The organism is Nocardia pseudobrasiliensis NBRC 108224, assembly GCF_001613105.1.
GTDB classification, from domain to species: Bacteria; Actinomycetota; Actinomycetes; order Mycobacteriales; family Mycobacteriaceae; genus Nocardia; species Nocardia pseudobrasiliensis.
This window is the reverse complement of sequence record NZ_BDBS01000039.1, coordinates 1-15,948: the sequence shown is the minus strand read 5'-3', so window position 1 is coordinate 15,948 and position 15,948 is coordinate 1. Positions and strand designations below refer to the sequence as shown.

Here is a 15,948-nt window from a genome sequence, read left to right as displayed (position 1 = left end):
GCATTGGTGACCGGCGGAATGGCGCCATCGGCCGAGCCGGTTGTAAGCTCTGCTACCACCTCGGGCCAGACCTCGGGCAACACGTTCTGCTCGTCGTCCACGTACGTTTTCCTCCCCGGAATAGGTCGATAGGAGCAGACGGTCGGGAATCGCCCGCATCCCCCTTCAGCGCGGGTGTTCGGCGGGGCCGCCAGCCATACGAATATGCCACTCCAGGGGTCTTTCCACACAATTATCCACAGATGTGGAGAACCACAAGGATGTGAGTCCCCCGGTCGGGACCCGTCCCTCATGGCCCGGACCTGCGCTTCTTCAGCAATCGCCTGGCTAAGCTCCCGGTCGCCTGGCGTGTCGCGCTGGTAAGCCCGGTTCACGGGTACCCCGAGTTTGACCATGGTCGGGGCGATCAGTACCCTCGTACAGTCACCCATTGATGCGGTGGCGGCTGCCTGCTGCCTGTGCCGCGATGGGCGTTGCGCCGATGAGTCTCTCGTCGCGCGCATACCAGTTTCATCGACAAGCTTCGAGCGCCGTCGGGCGCTCACCAACTCGAGGAGTGTTGACCGTGGCCAAGGGCAAGCGGACGTTCCAGCCGAACAACCGTCGTCGGGCGCGGGTCCACGGCTTCCGTCTCCGGATGCGGACCCGCGCGGGCCGCGCCATCGTCTCGGCGCGCCGTCGTAAGGGCCGCGCCGAGCTCACGGCCTGATTCTCCGGCACCGGGTTCGGCGTCATGCCTGATTCGCCGTTCGGTCCACTACCCCAAGCTCGATACGCGCTCGGACACTCGGGTGTTGCCTGAGTCGTATCGGCTGCATCATCGTGCCGATTTCTCCCGGACGGTGCGGCGTGGCCGGCGAATCGGGAGACGTGATCTCGTCGTGCATGTGCTGCTGCCGAACGAGGCGGACGAGGATGTCGCGGTACCGGCCGTTCGAGTCGGTGGGCCGCGCTTCGGATTGATCGTCAGCAAGGCGGTGGGTTCCGCGGTGATTCGTCATCGCGTGGCCCGCCGCCTGCGTCATATCTGCGGTCCGCTCGTCGGCGAACTGCCGCCGGACGCGGATGTCGTGATTCGCGCGCTGCCGGGTGCGGCGCATGCCGATTCCGCCGAATTGGAACGGCAGCTGCGCGGCGCGTTGCGCAAGCTCGATGCGGGCGGCCCGCCATGAGCCTGCGCACGCTGATCCGGCTGCCGGCCAACGCGCTGATCTTTTTCATCGAGCTGTACCGGACCTATGTCTCCCCCACTCGCATGCCGGTGTGCCGGTTCACCCCCACCTGCAGCGAGTACGCGGTGACCGCGTTGCGTACCCGCGGCCTGTTCGTCGGCCTCGGACTGACGGTCGTGCGTCTGGCCAAATGTGCTCCCTGGCACCCTGGTGGGTGGGACCCCGTCCCCCCGCGGAAACAACGGGTAGGCCGGGACGACGGGGCCGGCGGCGTCAGCGCGGCCGAACACAAGCCTTTCAAGGGGTTGCCGCACGCGGTGACCGGCGATACGACGGACGGGAGTACATAGAGCCGTGCTCGATTTCATCTACTATCCGGTTTCCTGGATCCTTTGGTTCTGGCACCGGGTATTCGGGTTCGCGCTCGGCAAGGACAACGGTCTTGCCTGGGCGCTGGCCGTGGTGTTCCTTGTCTTCACGCTGCGGTTGGTGCTGTATTGGCCGTTCGTGAAGCAGGTGCGGACCACCCGGCAGATGCAGGAGTTGCAGCCGCAGATCAAGGAATTGCAGCGCAAGTACAAGAACGATCGTCAGAAGATGGCGGTCGAGATGCAGAAGCTGCAGAAGGAACACGGCTTCAATCCGCTCATGGGCTGTCTGCCCGTGCTGGCGCAGGTGCCGGTGTTCATCGGTCTGTATCACGTACTGCGATCGTTCAACCGCGTCGGCGGCATGTCCGGTATCGGCGGCTTCGGCAGTAGCGGCGGCATGTCCGCCTACCAGAACGCGAATACGCCGAACTACGTCTTCAATGCCGACGATGTGCAGTCGTTCCTGCGGGCTCGTATCTTCGGAGCGCCGATCTCCGCGGCGATCACCACGCCCAAATCGCAGTTGGAGGCCTTTGCCGATTACGGCGGCATCCCGCATGTCGCGAGTATGGCCGCGGTCGCCATTCCATTGATGTTGATCGCGGGTCTGGCGACCCACTTCAACGCCCGCGCCTCGGTCGCCCGGCAGTCGCCGGAGGCGGCCGCCAATCCGCAGGCCGCGATTATGAACAAGTTGGCGCTGTGGGTGTTCCCGCTCGGCGTCGTCGTCGGTGGTCCGTTCCTGCCGATCGCCATCCTCCTCTACTGGGTGTCGAACAACATCTGGACCTACGCGCAGCAGCATCTGGTGTTCGGTCGCATCGAGAAGGAAGAAGAGGAGAAGAAGCAGGAGGCGCTCCAGCGGCGCGCTGCCAATGCTCCCAAGCCCGGCGCCAAGCCGGTCGATCCGAAGAAGAAGCCGGTCGATGCTCCGGTGGTCGATGCCGAGGTGAGCGAGCCGTCGTCGAACGGCACCGCGAAGCCCGCGAACAAGGCGGCGTCGGCGAACAGGTCGGGTGGACAGGGCAACCGCAAGCGATCCGGTAATCGAGGCCGCGCCAATCAGAAGCGACGTCGTTAGACGACCGACGATGCAGATTGAGGAAACGACAATGACTGTTGAGACCGACGGAGGAGACGCCACAGTGTCGACCACGATCACGGATACCGAGCCGGACGCCGTGGACGAGGATGCGAGCGACACCGAGGAAGCGCTCATCGAGGAGGGCGAGATCGCCGGTGACTACCTCGAGCAGCTTCTCGATGTTCTCGACTTCGACGGCGATATCGACCTCGACGTCGAGGGTGACCGTGCGGTGGTGAGCATCGACGGCGGCCGCGATCTGTCCAAGCTCGTGGGCCGGCGCGGTGAGGTGCTGGACGCGCTGCAGGAGTTGACCCGGCTGGCCGTACAGCAGGCGACCGGCGTGCGCAGTCGGCTCATGTTGGATGTCGCGGGCTGGCGGGCCAAGCGGCGTTCGGAGCTGAGCTCGCTCGGCACCGAGACCGCGCGGCGGGTGCTGGATTCGGGTAAGCCGGAATCGCTGTCGCCGATGACCCCGTTCGAGCGCAAGATCGTTCACGACGCGGTCGCCGCCGTCGACGGCGTCATGAGCGAGAGCGAGGGCGTGGAGCCGAACCGGCACGTGGTCGTGCTGCCGGCCTGACGGCCATGTCCGAAGTTGTTGCGAGGCCCCCGGTTTCTGCGAGCCGGGGGCCTACGCTTGTCCGGGATCCTCTTCGAATTCGGAAGGATGTTTCACGTGGAACGAGGCACGTCCGAGGCGGTCGCCGCGGTAGAGCCGCCGCCCATCGCGGCTCAGGTTTTCGGTGTGCGGCTCGCGCTGGCGGAGCGTTATCACGCCGTACTGGCGACGATCGGGGTCGAGCGAGGTTTGATCGGTCCGCGCGAGGTGCCCCGGCTGTGGGAGCGTCACATCCTCAACTGCGCGGTAATCGGTGAGCTGATTCCGTCCGGGGCGGCCGTGGTGGATATCGGCAGCGGCGCGGGACTGCCCGGCATCCCGCTCGCGATTGCCCGGCCCGATCTCCGGATCACCCTCGTCGAGCCGCTGCTGCGCCGGACGATCTTCCTGGCCGAATTCATCGAGGCGGCCGGGCTCGAGGTGACGGTGGTCCGCGGTCGGGCGGAACAGCCGGATGTTCGCAAGGAAGCGGGCGGCGCGGATGTGGTGACGTCCCGGGCGGTCGCTCCGCTCGGGAAGCTGGCCAAATGGTCGCTGCCGCTCGTCCACGACCACGGACGGATGCTGGCCCTCAAGGGTTCCAGTGCCGCCGAGGAATTGGAGCGCGACCGAGCCGATCTCACGCGGGCGGGCGGCGGCAATGCGGAGGTTGTCGCATGCGGCGTCGGAATCGTCACGCCGCCGACGGTCGTGCTCAGCGTCGAGCGGCTGCCGCGCTCGGAGCGCCCGAGCCGCAAGGCGGTTCGTCGCGCCCGGAAGGCTGAGCAGTAGTCCGCTGCGGTGTCGGGTGTTTCATGTGAAACATCGCGGGAGTCCGACCGGCTCGGCTCCGGCATGTTTCACATGAAACAAGGACCGTCGTTCGCCCCCACTCCCCCATGGGTTCCGTGTCGTCATGTGACGGTTGGGGATCGGGGTCGCCGTTCCTTGTTTCATGTGAAACATCGATCGAAGATTCGGCGATTCGATCGTTTCTGCGCGTGTCGCAGAAGGATTGCCGCGGTTCAACTTCCGTATCGTGTCGAGTACTGGCAAGCTAGGTGTCGTCGAGCGTGAGCGCAGATCTGCGGTGCCCGACAGGCTCGCCAGGACGCGACCGCGCTCCCCTTTGCTCGAGCCCCGGGGCGCCGAAGCTGCCTGGGCACGTGTCTGAAGTTCTCGGGTTAGGAGCCTGTATGTCTAATGGTTCGCGGAATGTTTCACGGGAAACAACGTCGCGCGTACCCGGAATGCTGGACGGCAGTGTCGAATTGGATGAGTTCGGACGCACTCCCTTCGGAAACATCTCCGCCGCCGAGACTCCCATCGCCGCGGAAGCCCAGCGCGCCAGCCAGGTGCTGCATCCCGGCTCCATGACCATCCCGAAGCCGCGTGAACAACGCATCATCACGATCGCCAATCAGAAGGGCGGCGTCGGCAAGACGACCACCGCGGTGAATCTCGCGGCCGCCCTCGCCCTGCAGGGCATGACCGTGCTCGTCATCGACCTCGACCCACAGGGCAATGCCAGCACCGCGCTGGGCGTGGAACACCACTCCGGGGTCCCCTCCAGCTATGAACTACTCATCGGCGAGATCCCGGTCCAGGACGCGATCCAGCAGAGTCCGCACAATGAGCGACTGCTGTGCATTCCAGCGACCATCGATCTGGCCGGCGCCGAAATCGAATTGGTCTCCATGGTGGCCCGCGAGGGTCGGCTGAAGGCCGCGATCCAAGAGGCGAATATCGCGGGGTTCGACATCGACTACGTGATGATCGACTGCCCGCCCTCGCTCGGCCTGCTCACCGTGAACGCCTTGGTGGCCGCCAAGGAGGTGCTGATCCCGATCCAGTGCGAGTACTACGCGCTGGAGGGTGTGGGGCAGCTGCTCCGCAATATCGGTCTGGTGCAGGCGCATCTCAACCCCGAACTACACGTCTCGACCGTCGTGCTCACCATGTACGACGGTCGCACCAAGCTGGCCGATCAGGTCGCCGAGGAAGTGCGCGGGCACTTCGGCGATGTGGTGTTGCGATCGGTGATACCGCGCAGTGTGAAGGTGTCCGAGGCGCCGGGTTACGGCATGACCGTGCTCGACTACGATCCGGGCTCGCGCGGTGCGATGAGCTATCTGGATGCGGGTCGGGAGATCGCGGCCAGGTCGGTATCGGTGGCGCATGCGGCGAGTGGTGTGAATGAGGAAAGGGGTCGGTAGGCCGATGAGTCAGGCGAAAAAAGGTGGACTAGGGCGCGGGCTGGCCGCGCTGATTCCGACCGGGCCGACCGAGGTGCAGGGGCTCGGCAGCGCGGCCGCTAATGCGGTGATCGGACTCGATCCGATCGGCCCGCATCCGGCGTCGGCCTATCTGCACCGGGTCCCCGATCCGGGCGAGGAGTCCGACGCGGGTGCGGTCTATCGCGAGATCCCGCCGGAGCAGATCGTGCCCAATCCCAAGCAGCCCCGGTCGCATTTCGACCCCGAGCCGCTGGAGGAACTGGTCCACTCCATCCGCGAATTCGGACTCATGCAGCCGGTCGTGGTTCGCCAGCTCGAATCCTCCCCCACTCCGCGCTATCAGCTCGTCATGGGCGAGCGTCGGTGGCGGGCCAGCCAGGAGGCGGGCCTGACCGCCATCCCGGCGATCGTGCGCGAGACCGAGGACGGCTCCATGCTGCGCGACGCGCTGTTGGAGAACATCCATCGCGTGCAGCTGAATCCGATCGAAGAGGCGTCGGCGTATCAGCAGCTGCTCGAGGAGTTCGATGTCACTCATGAGGAGTTGGCCTCGCGCATCGGGCGATCCCGGCCGGTTGTCACCAATATGATTCGGTTGCTGAAACTTCCGGTCGAGGTCCAGAGTCGGGTCAGCGCGGGCGTGCTGTCCGCCGGTCATGCCCGAGCGCTGCTCGGTCTGGAAGCCGGTGCCGACGCCCAGGCGAAGCTCGCGGCACGGATTGTGGCAGAAGGTCTTTCGGTGCGCGCCACCGAAGAGGCCGTCATCATGGCCAACAAGTATCCCGAGGATGAGCCGCAGCCCCGTAAACCGGTCGAGCGCAAGCCGATCGAAGCCCCGGGCATCAAGCGGCTGGCCGACCGCCTGGCGGACTCCTTCGATACCAAGGTGGCGATCAATCTGGGCAAGAAGAAGGGCAGGATCGTCATCGAGTTCGGCGACCCCGCCGATCTGGAACGCATTGTCACTTTGATGGACCCGAATCGGTAGTTTCGAGGCACGACTACCACCCTGGCATCGAAACGTCACTGTGACGGTGCCAGGATTGTGTTCCTGAAGAACAGCAGATGGGAAATGAGGCGGTTCGCGTTGATCGCTTATTCTTGCTGGCGAGCAGATATTGATGCGGCGTGAGTGTGGATGAATCGGACAGCTGGAGGCTGAGCAGAGCAGTGTCGACCAGCGTGACCGCACTTACTCTCGGCGGGTTGGACAAACTCCCCGCCCACGCCCGCAGATGTGTGTTCTGGGAGATCGACCCCGCGGTGGCCGAGGACTCCCGGGAATTCAGCGATCCGGTCTTCGAGAAGGAAGCGTGGCTGTCCACGGTCATGCTCGAATGGGGTTCGTGCGGCCAGATCGCATCGATCCACGATCAGCCGGTCGGCTGCGCCCTGTACGCGCCGCCGAGCGCCGTGCCACGCGCCGCGCTGTTCCCCACCTCCCCGGTGAGCCCGGACGCGGTGCTGCTGACCACGCTGCGGACCGAATCGCCGTATCAGGACACCGATATGGGTAACCGGCTGATTCAGGCCGTGGTGGCCGATCTGGTGCGTCGTGGCGTTCGGGCGATCGAGGCGTTCGGAATTCGCCAGGATCCGGCGGCCACGATGCTGCCGACCCGGGCGGTGAGTTCGATGATGCTCATGGAGCGGATCGATACGCCCGCCTTCGGGCTGCCCTCGGCCGGTGGGTCGGCGTCGCGGCGCGGTTCGGAGCCCTGCTCCCCCGAGAGCTGCATGATCGATGCCGACTTCCTGGAGGATGTCGGCTTCAAGGTGGTGGCGGCGCATCAGCGATTCCCGCGGCTGCGGCTCGAGCTCGACAGCGATCATCTGTGGAAAGAGGATGTGGAGCGCGCGCTGGATCAGTTGCTGGCGGCGGCCTCGATGACCGCGCCCGCGACCCGGGTGGGTTGTCCCTAGGAACGAACGAAAAAGCGGGCCCGGACGAAATATCCGGGCCCGCTTGGTTTTCGGAGATCACATCCGATCCGCGGCCGCGAGTTCCTCGGCGAGCAGTTCGGCGAAAGTGTATGTGCCCGTGGGCTGATCGTCCTGACCGAGCAGGTACAGCCGCTTCACGGAGATCAGGATGGCCTCGGCGATCACATCGCGCATGCGCGGATTGGTCAGCACCGTCGAATCGTATTCGTTTGTGAGATAACCGATGTCGACCTGCACGGTCGGCATCTTGGTGAGCCGCAACAGATCCCAGGTTCGGGCGTGAGTCCTGCAGTCCTGCAACGAGGTTCGGGCCACGATCTCGCGCTGGATGAATCCGGCGAGCACCTGGCCGATCATCGAGACCGAGCCGTGCGAATTGCCGAAATGGAAGCCAGCGACGCCGCTGGCCAGCGAACTCGGATTGGTCGCGCAGCGCAGTGAGATCATCAGATCCGCGTCGAAGGTGTTGGAGGTCTCCGCGCGCTCGGCATCGGTCGGATTGGCGCCCCACGGACGGGACAGGAACGTCTCCATACCGGTGGCGGCCATCCGGCCCTCGAGTCGGCTCGCGAGATCCCACAGGATCTCCGATTCGTACACGTCGCCGTATTCGGTGGGTACCGCGAAACCCTTGTCGGGACCGCCCAGGCCCGGATCGATGACGATGCGCTTACCGGTCAGCTGCGGCCCGGCCCGGTGCACGACCTCCTCCTCCGCGATCCGGTGCGGATTGCCCCCGGTGACGCGGGCGCCCAGCTGTTCCAGGGAGCGCAGCGTATCCGGACCACAGATACCGTCCGCGGACAGGCCGATCTCGCGCTGGAAGGCCGTGAGGGCGTCGTGGGTGTGCGGGCCGAAGTAGCCGTCGACCCGGTGTACGTAGTAGCCCAGATCCTGCAGGCGGCGCTGCAGGGTGGCGACATCGTCGCCGTAGAGCGGGGCCGACAGCTGATAGATCAGGGTGCGGGCGCCCAAGCGGTAGGACGCCTCCTTGAGAGCACGATAGGTGGCCGGACCCACGACACCATCGACCAGCAGACCGCGGTGCTGCTGGAACGCGCGCACGGCGGAGTCGAGGTCATGATCGAAGACGGCGTCGGAATCTTTCCAGTACTCGCCGTTCCCGTCTGCCTGATCGGCTCCGTTCGGGCGCATGTGTAGGAATCCGAGACTTGCCAGGGTGCTCCGAACCTCAGCTACGGCTGGACCGGTATCGCCGTGACGAAGTCGGTGCATGCGTGAGAGCCCTTTCCTTCCGCCAACCCGGGTACCCACTCATGCGACGGCTCACACCCTCGCACGACCGGTGCGTCGGTCGATTGTCTCAGACCCGGACCGAATTTCGGCAATTCTGTCGAGTACGCAGGATCGCACTCGGCGCCGAAATACTACCCATCCCCCGGCGCGGTGAGGGGCCGAAGGCTACAGCTGAGACTTAACCAACGGCCCCCACTATGGCCAGAATTCACCCGATGCTCGTCAGATGACACCCTCGAGTTCGCGCAACAGGGCCGCCTTGCCCTTGGCGCCGACGATCCGCTTGGCCTCCTTGCCGTCGGCGAACAAGATCATCGTCGGCAGGGCCATCACGCCGTAATCGCGCGAGGTGGTGGGGTTGGCGTCCGCGTCGAGTTTGGCCACCGTCAGCTTGTCGCTGTAGGCCGTGGCGATCTCCTCCAGCACCGGCGCGACCATCTTGCAGGGGCCGCACCAATCCGCCCAGAAATCGACGAGAACCGGCTTGTCGCTGGCCAATACGTCCGTGGCGAAGGTGGCGTCGGTCACGGTCAGGGTGGCGTCGGACATGGTTGAACTCCTGTGGATCAGTTGGCGGTGACTTCGACCGGCTTACCGGCGTGGTCGAGGGTGTTGCTGGTGATATCGCCCTTCGCGGCGAGCCAGTGTTCGGCGTCGATGGCCGAGCGGCAGCCGGTGCCCGCGGCGGTGATCGCCTGGCGGTAGGTGTGATCGACCAGATCACCCGCGGCGAAGACGCCGTCGACCGTGGTCGCGGTGGACGGTTCGCGCACCTGCACATAGCCCTCGTCGTCGAGATCGACCTGGCCGCGCACCAATTCGCTGCGCGGGTCGTGGCCGATGGCGACGAACAGTCCGGTCGCGGCCAGTTCCGAGGTCTCGCCGGTCTTGGTGTCACGCAGCGTCAGACTGGTGACGCTGTTCTCACCGTGCACCTCGGCGACCTCGGCATTGGTGACGAAGCGGATCTTCTCATTGGCCTTGGCCCGCTCCAGCATGATGCGCGAGGCGCGGAACTCCTCGCGGCGGTGCACGATGGTGACGCTCGACGCGAACTTGGTGAGGAAGGTCGCCTCCTCCATCGCCGAATCGCCGCCGCCGACGACCACGATGTCCTGACCCTTGAAGAAGAAGCCGTCACAGGTCGCGCAGGCGCTCACGCCGCGGCCCAGCAGGCGCTGTTCGCCCGGGACGTTGAGATAGCGGGCGGCCGAACCCATGGCCAGGATGATCGCGTAGGCCTGGTGGATCTCCCCGCCCACGGTGACCGATTTGATCGGACCGGACAGGTCGATGGCCTCCACATCCTCGGTGCGAATATCCGCGCCGAAGCGTTTGGCCTGCTCGCGCATCTCCTCCATGAGATCCGGGCCCATGATGCCGTCGCGGAAGCCCGGGAAGTTCTCGACCTCGGTCGTCGTCATCAGGGCGCCGCCGAATTGGGTGCCCTCGAACAACAGCGGCTCGAGTTCGGCGCGGGCGGCGTAGACGGCGGCGGTGTAGCCGGCCGGGCCGGAGCCGACGATGATCAGATCGCGAACAGGCGTACTCATGGGGCCCTTCCGAGGAGGTTCGTCAACTGGCGTGTCAGTCAACAACAGGGTAAACGCTGTTGTTCCCGGCCCCTCCGGGTCCGGCCCGGCTGCGCCGGTCAGCCGATATCGCGTGTCTCGAGCACCTGCGGATCGCCTGCGCTGCAACCGGTTCCGACGATCACGGCGGTGATCTTGGGGGCGCGCGGGCCGGTGAGCAGGATCAGCACGGCCGGTTGGTGGTGATAGGTGACATTCATCGCGCCGAGGACCTGCCGATCGGGCACCGCGGCGGTGGCACAGGTGGTCAGGACCGCGGTGGACGACAGCGGGCCGGTCACGTCGTAGCGGCCCATCGCGCTGAGGATGGTCGCGGTGGACAGATCCTCGTCCAGGGTGATGCTGGGCGTCGGCGCGGGCAGCGCCCTCGGTGCGGCGCCGTCGCGGCCGCGCAGGGCGTCCACGGCGACCACGGAGCCCGCGATCACGGCGACGGCCGCCGCAGCGGCCGTGAGCCACAGCAGGCGGCGGGAGCGATGGGTGTCGAGGGAGGTCGGCGCGTCCGGTTCGGACGGCTCGACCAGCGGCATGGGCCGGGTGCTCGCGGGCGCGTCGTCGGGCGGGGTCGGGGTGATCGGGAGCCGGTGCACCGTCGCGACGTGTTCGTCCGAGGGCACGTCGTGGGACAGCTCGTCGAGCAGTCGATCGAGGCGGGAACCGACCGCGGCGGGCATCGGATGCAGGATGCGAGAATCGTTGGCGGCCATGCGGAGTCGGAATCGGACGTCGTCCAGATCGCGGAGGAAATCCAGCGCCTGGGGATCCTGCCGGACCTGGGGCCACAGCTGTTCGGAGAGCTCCGGAGACAGATTGTCGGCATGCAGATCGGCGAGCAGATCCGTGGAGAAGGGCGGTTGCGGCATCGAGCGGGCTGCCATCGCACCTCCTGAATCCTGTTCGCCATTGCGTGGCCCCGGTCGGCGCCGCCGTGCGGTGGCTTCGCCCTTGTCGTCCATCGCCTCTCCGGGGTAGGGCCTTGTGACGACGAGTGTTTTCGTCCGTCTCTAGTAATGACGTATCTGGATTACATCCGGTTCCCCGGGTTCCGCAGGAAACGCAGCTCCTGTTGTAAACGCTTGCGGCCGCGGGCGCACCGACTCTTGATCGTGCCCTCGGCGACGCCGAGCAGCCGGGCCGCCTCCGCTACCGTATACCCCTCCATGTCGATCGCAACCAGGGCGGCGCGCTGGTCCTCGGGCAGGGTGAACAACGCGGCGTCGACCACCATCGAGATCTCCCGATGCGCGATGTCGTCGCGTTCGGCGGCGGGCTCGGCCACCGTCTCGTCCGACAGCGAGACGCTCGCGCGGGACTTGTTGCGCCGGATGCGATCCAGGCACGCGTTGACCACGATGCGGTGCAGCCAGCTGCGCACCTCCGCCTCGCCCCGGAACGAGGCGGCGCCGCGGTGCGCCGACAGCAGGGCATCCTGCAGGGAGTCGGCGGCGTCCTCGGCGGTGTAGGAGGTGCGCAGCGCGACCTGCCACAGATGGTCGTAGTGGCGGCGGAACAGCACGGCGAAGGCATGCCGATTGCCCTCGGTATGGGCATCGAGCAATTGCCGGTCGGTGGCCTCGCTCAGCTCGAACGAGCGGTGCCGGACCGTGGGTGACTCGGTGGACCCCCCACTGGATCGCTCGGCCGCATCAAACGACAACACAAACCCCTAGGATCAGCGCTCACGGCGGCACCGCCCATGACTGGGACATCGCCGCATATTTCGCGTCATCCAGGACCGAAGCACCAGATCCCAGGAAGCTCCCCTGCTGAGAGCGCGCTGTGAATCATATCGGCTGGAACGAATCGCTAGCAACCAGGCTGATTGGAAATCAGGGCGCTGCTTCGAACCGGATATTGGCGATCGAGGACTGGAACTGGCCGCCGTTGTTGGCCAGTGCGGTGATCCAGACGAGTACGTAGCGGCCCGGTTGGTCGGCCCGCACGGGAATGTCGGTGGCGCCGTCGGCCAGGGTGGCCTGGCCGACGAGCTGGGTCTGATCGAGGGTGGGCGACGCGGTCGGCGAGGTGCGGATCTCCACCACCGTGCCCGGACTGGGCGAGGTGATCGTGACCTTGCTCAGCTTGCTGGGGCTGCCGAGGGTGGCCAGGATCCCCACGCCCTTCTTCAGTGCCGGGAACTGCTGGAAATACTGATCGGTGTGCCAGACCTTGCCCGGGTCGCCGCCGATCACGGCATTGACCGCGCCGGTGCCGTCGGGGGTGCCCTCGGGCGAGAACACCGAGACGCCGGTCACCGGAACCGGGGCGCCGGCCACCGCCGGCGCCGACGACGAGGAACCACCCGCCGTCGGTTCCTGCGGGGCGACATTGGCCGTGGTCAGGCCCAACTTGCGCTGTTCGTCCAGCGGCGCCTCGGACGAGCTGGGCGCGAAGATGCTCAGGGCCCACCAGATGATCACGCCGACCACCAGGGCCGCGAGCACACCCAGGCCGACCAGCATCCACATCATCCGCTGTGAACGCTCGCGCTCGGCGGCCAGCAGTTCGGGATCGGCCAGCGACTCGTCCGGGGCCGAGGAGGCCCGCTGGCCCAGTCGCAGCACCGGGATGAAGTCGGTCTTCTGGTCGACCACGGACGCCTGTTCCAACACGTGCTGGACGGTCGCGGCGGTGCGCACGCCCTTGTTGGACTCCAGCGAGCGCACCGCGACCGCGGAGATCTCGAAGGGGACCTCGGGGCGGATCTGCCGCGGTTCCACCGGGGTGCCGTCCGCGCCGAAATCGGCCGGACGCAGCCCGCCGACCGTCGCCGCGGTACCGCTGACCCCGCCGGATCGGATCGGCCAGCGCGCGGTGATGAGGGCATAGAGCATCGCGCCCAGGCCGCGCACATCCGATTGCGCGTCGGAGTCGGAGAGCGTGCCGGGGAAGGCCAGGACGGCATCGCCGGAGGCGCTGATGCGGATCCGGTCGGGATGGTCGATCGATAACGAGCCGCCGCCGCGATGGGCCAGTTCGGCCGCCGCGGCCAGGGCCCGGATCGCGCGCGCCGCGCCGATCGGTGACGGGACGGTCTCGGCCATCTCGCGCAGCGATCGACCCGGTGTCCATTCGGCCACCACGATGCCGCCCGAGCTGCCGCGCACCACATCGAGCACGCGCGCCAGACCCGGCGAGTTGATTCGGCCCAGCCGCAGCGTGCGGGACAGGATGGCCTGCGGGCCGTCGTGTCCGGCGTTGTCGGTGGACTTCTGATCGGCGTCGACGAACGTCAGCGCGACCTCGCGGTCCAGCTTCACGTCCAGGGCCTGCCAGAACTTCAGGCCGCGCGCACCGCCGTGACCGGCCAGCAGCCGGTACCGGCCGCCCGCCACGGACGCGCCCGGAATCAGCTTGGGGCCGCGCGGGGTCCGCTTATTGGGCGGTTCCACCCGCATCGGCGGCATCTCCGGGGATGCGACCGGAAGCATGCCGGTGTCGTAGGTCTGATCGCGCGCCGGTCGGTCCGGTCCGGCGGGCGAGGCCGAATCGGCTTGCTCCGCGTGCTCGTCGCCGTCGTCCGGCTCGGTGTCGTCGGCGCGATCGGCCGGTGGCACCTGGTCGGGCGGGACGTCGTCGGTGCGGACTGAACCTGCCGCCTCGGCGGCAGCATCGGCGGCCGGGACGCCCCCCGCCGCGTCGTCGCTCACCTTCGTTCCTCCTTCGCCCTGGTAAATCGAAGTCCGCGATGGCGGCACAGTACCCGGCTCGACGCCGGTCCGGCCGTAATTCGGCTCCGAGCTAACACCGGCATCGGCGTCCTCGCGAGAGCCGATAGCGGAGTTTGCATTTCTCTGCGGAACAGGGTACGGGAACTCTCCCATGCCGGGGCGGTCAACCGTCCCCGGCCGGATGACCGGCAGCACCATCGTCTGCGCGTCCATGTACGGGTCGTACCGGTAGTAGTACGGGGTATCGAGTTCGGGCCGCGGCAGCACCGTGGTCGCTTCGATATCGGCCGCCGCGCCGCCGTCGAGACCCAGATCCGGTGCGGGCGGGGTGATTCCGAGCCGCCGCGATATCGAAACGGTGATCGCGACGACCTCCGGAACCCCGGCCAGGCGCATCAGACCGAAGGCGACGCCGAACATCACCACCGCGTCCAGCCCGACGCGGAAGATCGCGCCGACGCCTCCGTGCAGCCGGGGCAGTCCCAGGACCTGCTCGACGATCAGCGTCACCGCGGCGCCCGCCACCGAGGCCAGCACCACGCGGGTGATCGTGCGCCCCACATTGGCCATACGAAGATCGCCGAGGCTGCGATGCAGCAGCCAGCCGCCGATGATCGCACCCGCGACGAAGCCCAGGCCATTGGCGACACCGAGGGCGATTACCACGTGATCGTCGCTGAACAGCACGGGCGCGAGCGCCGAGAGGACGATCTTGACCGCGGTGATGCCGAGGATGATCCAGGTGGGTGTCCAGGCCTGCTCGCGGGCGTAGAACACGCGCAGATGGATCAGTACGAGCGCGTAGGGAATCAGCGTGAACGCCGACCAGCTGACCGCCTCGCCGAGGCGTCCCGCGTCGCCCGCGCCGAAGTTGCCGTAGCCGTAGAGCGCCTGGCCGATCTGCGGTCCGGCGATGGTCAGGAAGGTGACCACCGGCACGAACGCGATCATGGTCAGGCGGGTGGCGACGGACAGATCGTCGACCACCGCGGGTGTGTCGTCGGAGGCCGCGTTGCGGCTGAGCCGCGGCATGATCGCGGTCAGCAGCGTGACGCCGAGGACGCCGTACGGCAGTTGCAGCAGCAGCCAGGCGTTCTGATAGATCGCCGGGCCCGCGACGTCGGCGTGCGAGGAGATCCGGGTGCCGAAGACGAAGCCCGCCTGGCTGATCAGCACGTACAGGATGACCGCGAGGCCCATGCCGCCGAACTGCTTGAGCCGTTCGTCGAAGCCCCACAGCGGGCGCAGATCGATCCCGGCGCGCCGGATCGCGGGAAGCAGGCTCGCGACCTGGACGAAGACGCCCGTGGTGATGCCCAGGCCCAGGATCAGCAGTTTGGGCTGCCCCATTCGCACGGGATCCAGGCTGATCTCACCGGGGGTCACGGCGTAGAGCCCGAGGACCGCCAGCGCCACGAGATTGTTCAGCACCGGCGCCCACGCGCCCGGTTTGAAGATCTCGTGCGTGTTCAGGATCGCCATCAGCAGTGAGGACATCCCGTAGAACAGGATCGCGGGTACCAGCAGGAAGGCCAATGCCGTGGTCAGACCGGTGCTGACCTTGCCGCTGTCGGACAGGAAGACGTATTTGATCAACAGCGGCGAGGCGGCCGTACACAGCAGCGCGGCGGTGCCGAGAACGGTGAACGCCATGGTGACCAGCCGCCGGACGAAGGCGGCGCCGCCGTCGATGTCCTCCTTCTCCGCGCGCACCAGCGTCGGGACCACGAAGGCGGTCAGCACCGCGCCGAGCACCAACTGTTCGACCATCGTCGGAATCTGGCTGGCGACGGTGAAGGCGCTCGCGATGGCCGGGCCGAGCACGGTCAGCAGCAGCAACTGCTTGCCGAATCCGGTGATGCGACTCATCAGGGTCGCGATCGCGATCGAACCCGAGGCGCTGAGCAGCCGCGAGGTCGAACCCTGCGGGCGCTCGATGGGTTTGATCGCCACCTGCTGGGCGGTCCGCGCCGGGCCCGCGCGCCCGGCGCGGCGCGGGGCGGGTTCGCCGCCGGGCAG

General features: G+C 66.9%; 15 protein-coding genes. 9 read left to right on the top strand and 6 right to left on the bottom strand.

Going from position 1 to position 15,948, the window contains the following annotated elements; translation table 11 throughout:
- Positions 1 to 565: 565 nt before the first annotated feature.
- The 9 genes from rpmH to NP4_RS28115 all read left to right on the top strand — a co-directional run bounded on the left by rpmH (position 566) and on the right by NP4_RS28115 (position 7,388).
- Complete coding sequence (gene rpmH / locus NP4_RS28155; protein WP_005516618.1) at positions 566 to 709, top strand: 50S ribosomal protein L34; 144 nt, start codon at positions 566 to 568, stop codon at positions 707 to 709.
- A gap of 82 nt (positions 710 to 791) precedes the next feature.
- The gene (gene rnpA / locus NP4_RS28150) at positions 792 to 1,172 is read left to right on the top strand and encodes a ribonuclease P protein component (RefSeq protein ID WP_082876293.1); all 381 of its coding nucleotides are present in this window, start codon (positions 792 to 794) and stop codon (positions 1,170 to 1,172) included.
- Entirely contained in the window at positions 1,169 to 1,522 is a 354-nt protein-coding gene (gene yidD / locus NP4_RS28145; protein WP_068004276.1) for a membrane protein insertion efficiency factor YidD, read from the top strand. The genes rnpA and yidD overlap by 4 nt, the downstream gene beginning before the upstream one ends.
- A gap of 4 nt (positions 1,523 to 1,526) precedes the next feature.
- On the top strand, positions 1,527 to 2,624 hold the full coding sequence (gene yidC / locus NP4_RS28140; RefSeq protein WP_068004273.1) for a membrane protein insertase YidC: 1,098 nt from the start codon (positions 1,527 to 1,529) through the stop codon (positions 2,622 to 2,624).
- Between the two features lie 31 nt (positions 2,625 to 2,655).
- Positions 2,656 to 3,210, top strand: coding sequence for a Jag family protein (locus NP4_RS28135; protein WP_062502986.1), 555 nt, complete (start codon positions 2,656 to 2,658; stop codon positions 3,208 to 3,210).
- An 87-nt stretch (positions 3,211 to 3,297) separates the two neighbouring features.
- Positions 3,298 to 4,020: a 16S rRNA (guanine(527)-N(7))-methyltransferase RsmG gene (gene rsmG / locus NP4_RS28130; protein ID WP_068004270.1), complete on the top strand. Its 723-nt coding sequence runs from the start codon at positions 3,298 to 3,300 to the stop codon at positions 4,018 to 4,020.
- Positions 4,021 to 4,478: 458 nt separating this feature from the next.
- Entirely contained in the window at positions 4,479 to 5,444 is a 966-nt protein-coding gene (locus NP4_RS28125; protein ID WP_245998593.1) for a ParA family protein, read from the top strand.
- Between the two features lie 4 nt (positions 5,445 to 5,448).
- A complete protein-coding gene (locus NP4_RS28120) occupies positions 5,449 to 6,453 on the top strand; it encodes a ParB/RepB/Spo0J family partition protein (protein ID WP_068004262.1) in 1,005 nt (334 codons plus the stop codon).
- Positions 6,454 to 6,635: 182 nt separating this feature from the next.
- Positions 6,636 to 7,388, top strand: a complete 753-nt coding sequence (locus tag NP4_RS28115) for a hypothetical protein (protein WP_062502978.1) — start codon at positions 6,636 to 6,638, stop codon at positions 7,386 to 7,388.
- A 57-nt stretch (positions 7,389 to 7,445) separates the two neighbouring features.
- On the opposite strand, the gene NP4_RS28110 is transcribed toward NP4_RS28115, so the two are convergent.
- The 6 genes from NP4_RS28110 to NP4_RS28085 form a co-directional block, all read right to left on the bottom strand.
- Positions 7,446 to 8,645 (bottom strand): N-acetylmuramoyl-L-alanine amidase, encoded by a 1,200-nt coding sequence (locus NP4_RS28110; protein WP_062502976.1) that lies wholly within the window; start codon positions 8,643 to 8,645, stop codon positions 7,446 to 7,448.
- Positions 8,646 to 8,888: 243 nt separating this feature from the next.
- On the bottom strand, positions 8,889 to 9,215 hold the full coding sequence (gene trxA / locus NP4_RS28105; protein ID WP_068004257.1) for a thioredoxin: 327 nt from the start codon (positions 9,213 to 9,215) through the stop codon (positions 8,889 to 8,891).
- A 17-nt stretch (positions 9,216 to 9,232) separates the two neighbouring features.
- Positions 9,233 to 10,219, bottom strand: coding sequence for a thioredoxin-disulfide reductase (trxB, locus tag NP4_RS28100; protein WP_068004253.1), 987 nt, complete (start codon positions 10,217 to 10,219; stop codon positions 9,233 to 9,235).
- 98 nt (positions 10,220 to 10,317) lie between these two features.
- Entirely contained in the window at positions 10,318 to 11,136 is an 819-nt protein-coding gene (locus NP4_RS28095) for an RsmA family anti-sigma factor (RefSeq protein ID WP_147288083.1), read from the bottom strand.
- Positions 11,137 to 11,282: 146 nt separating this feature from the next.
- Entirely contained in the window at positions 11,283 to 11,840 is a 558-nt protein-coding gene (gene sigM, locus NP4_RS28090) for an RNA polymerase sigma factor SigM (RefSeq protein ID WP_062503383.1), read from the bottom strand.
- Between the two features lie 247 nt (positions 11,841 to 12,087).
- Positions 12,088 to 15,948, bottom strand: coding sequence for a lipid II flippase MurJ (locus NP4_RS28085; protein WP_068004241.1), 3,861 nt, complete (start codon positions 15,946 to 15,948; stop codon positions 12,088 to 12,090).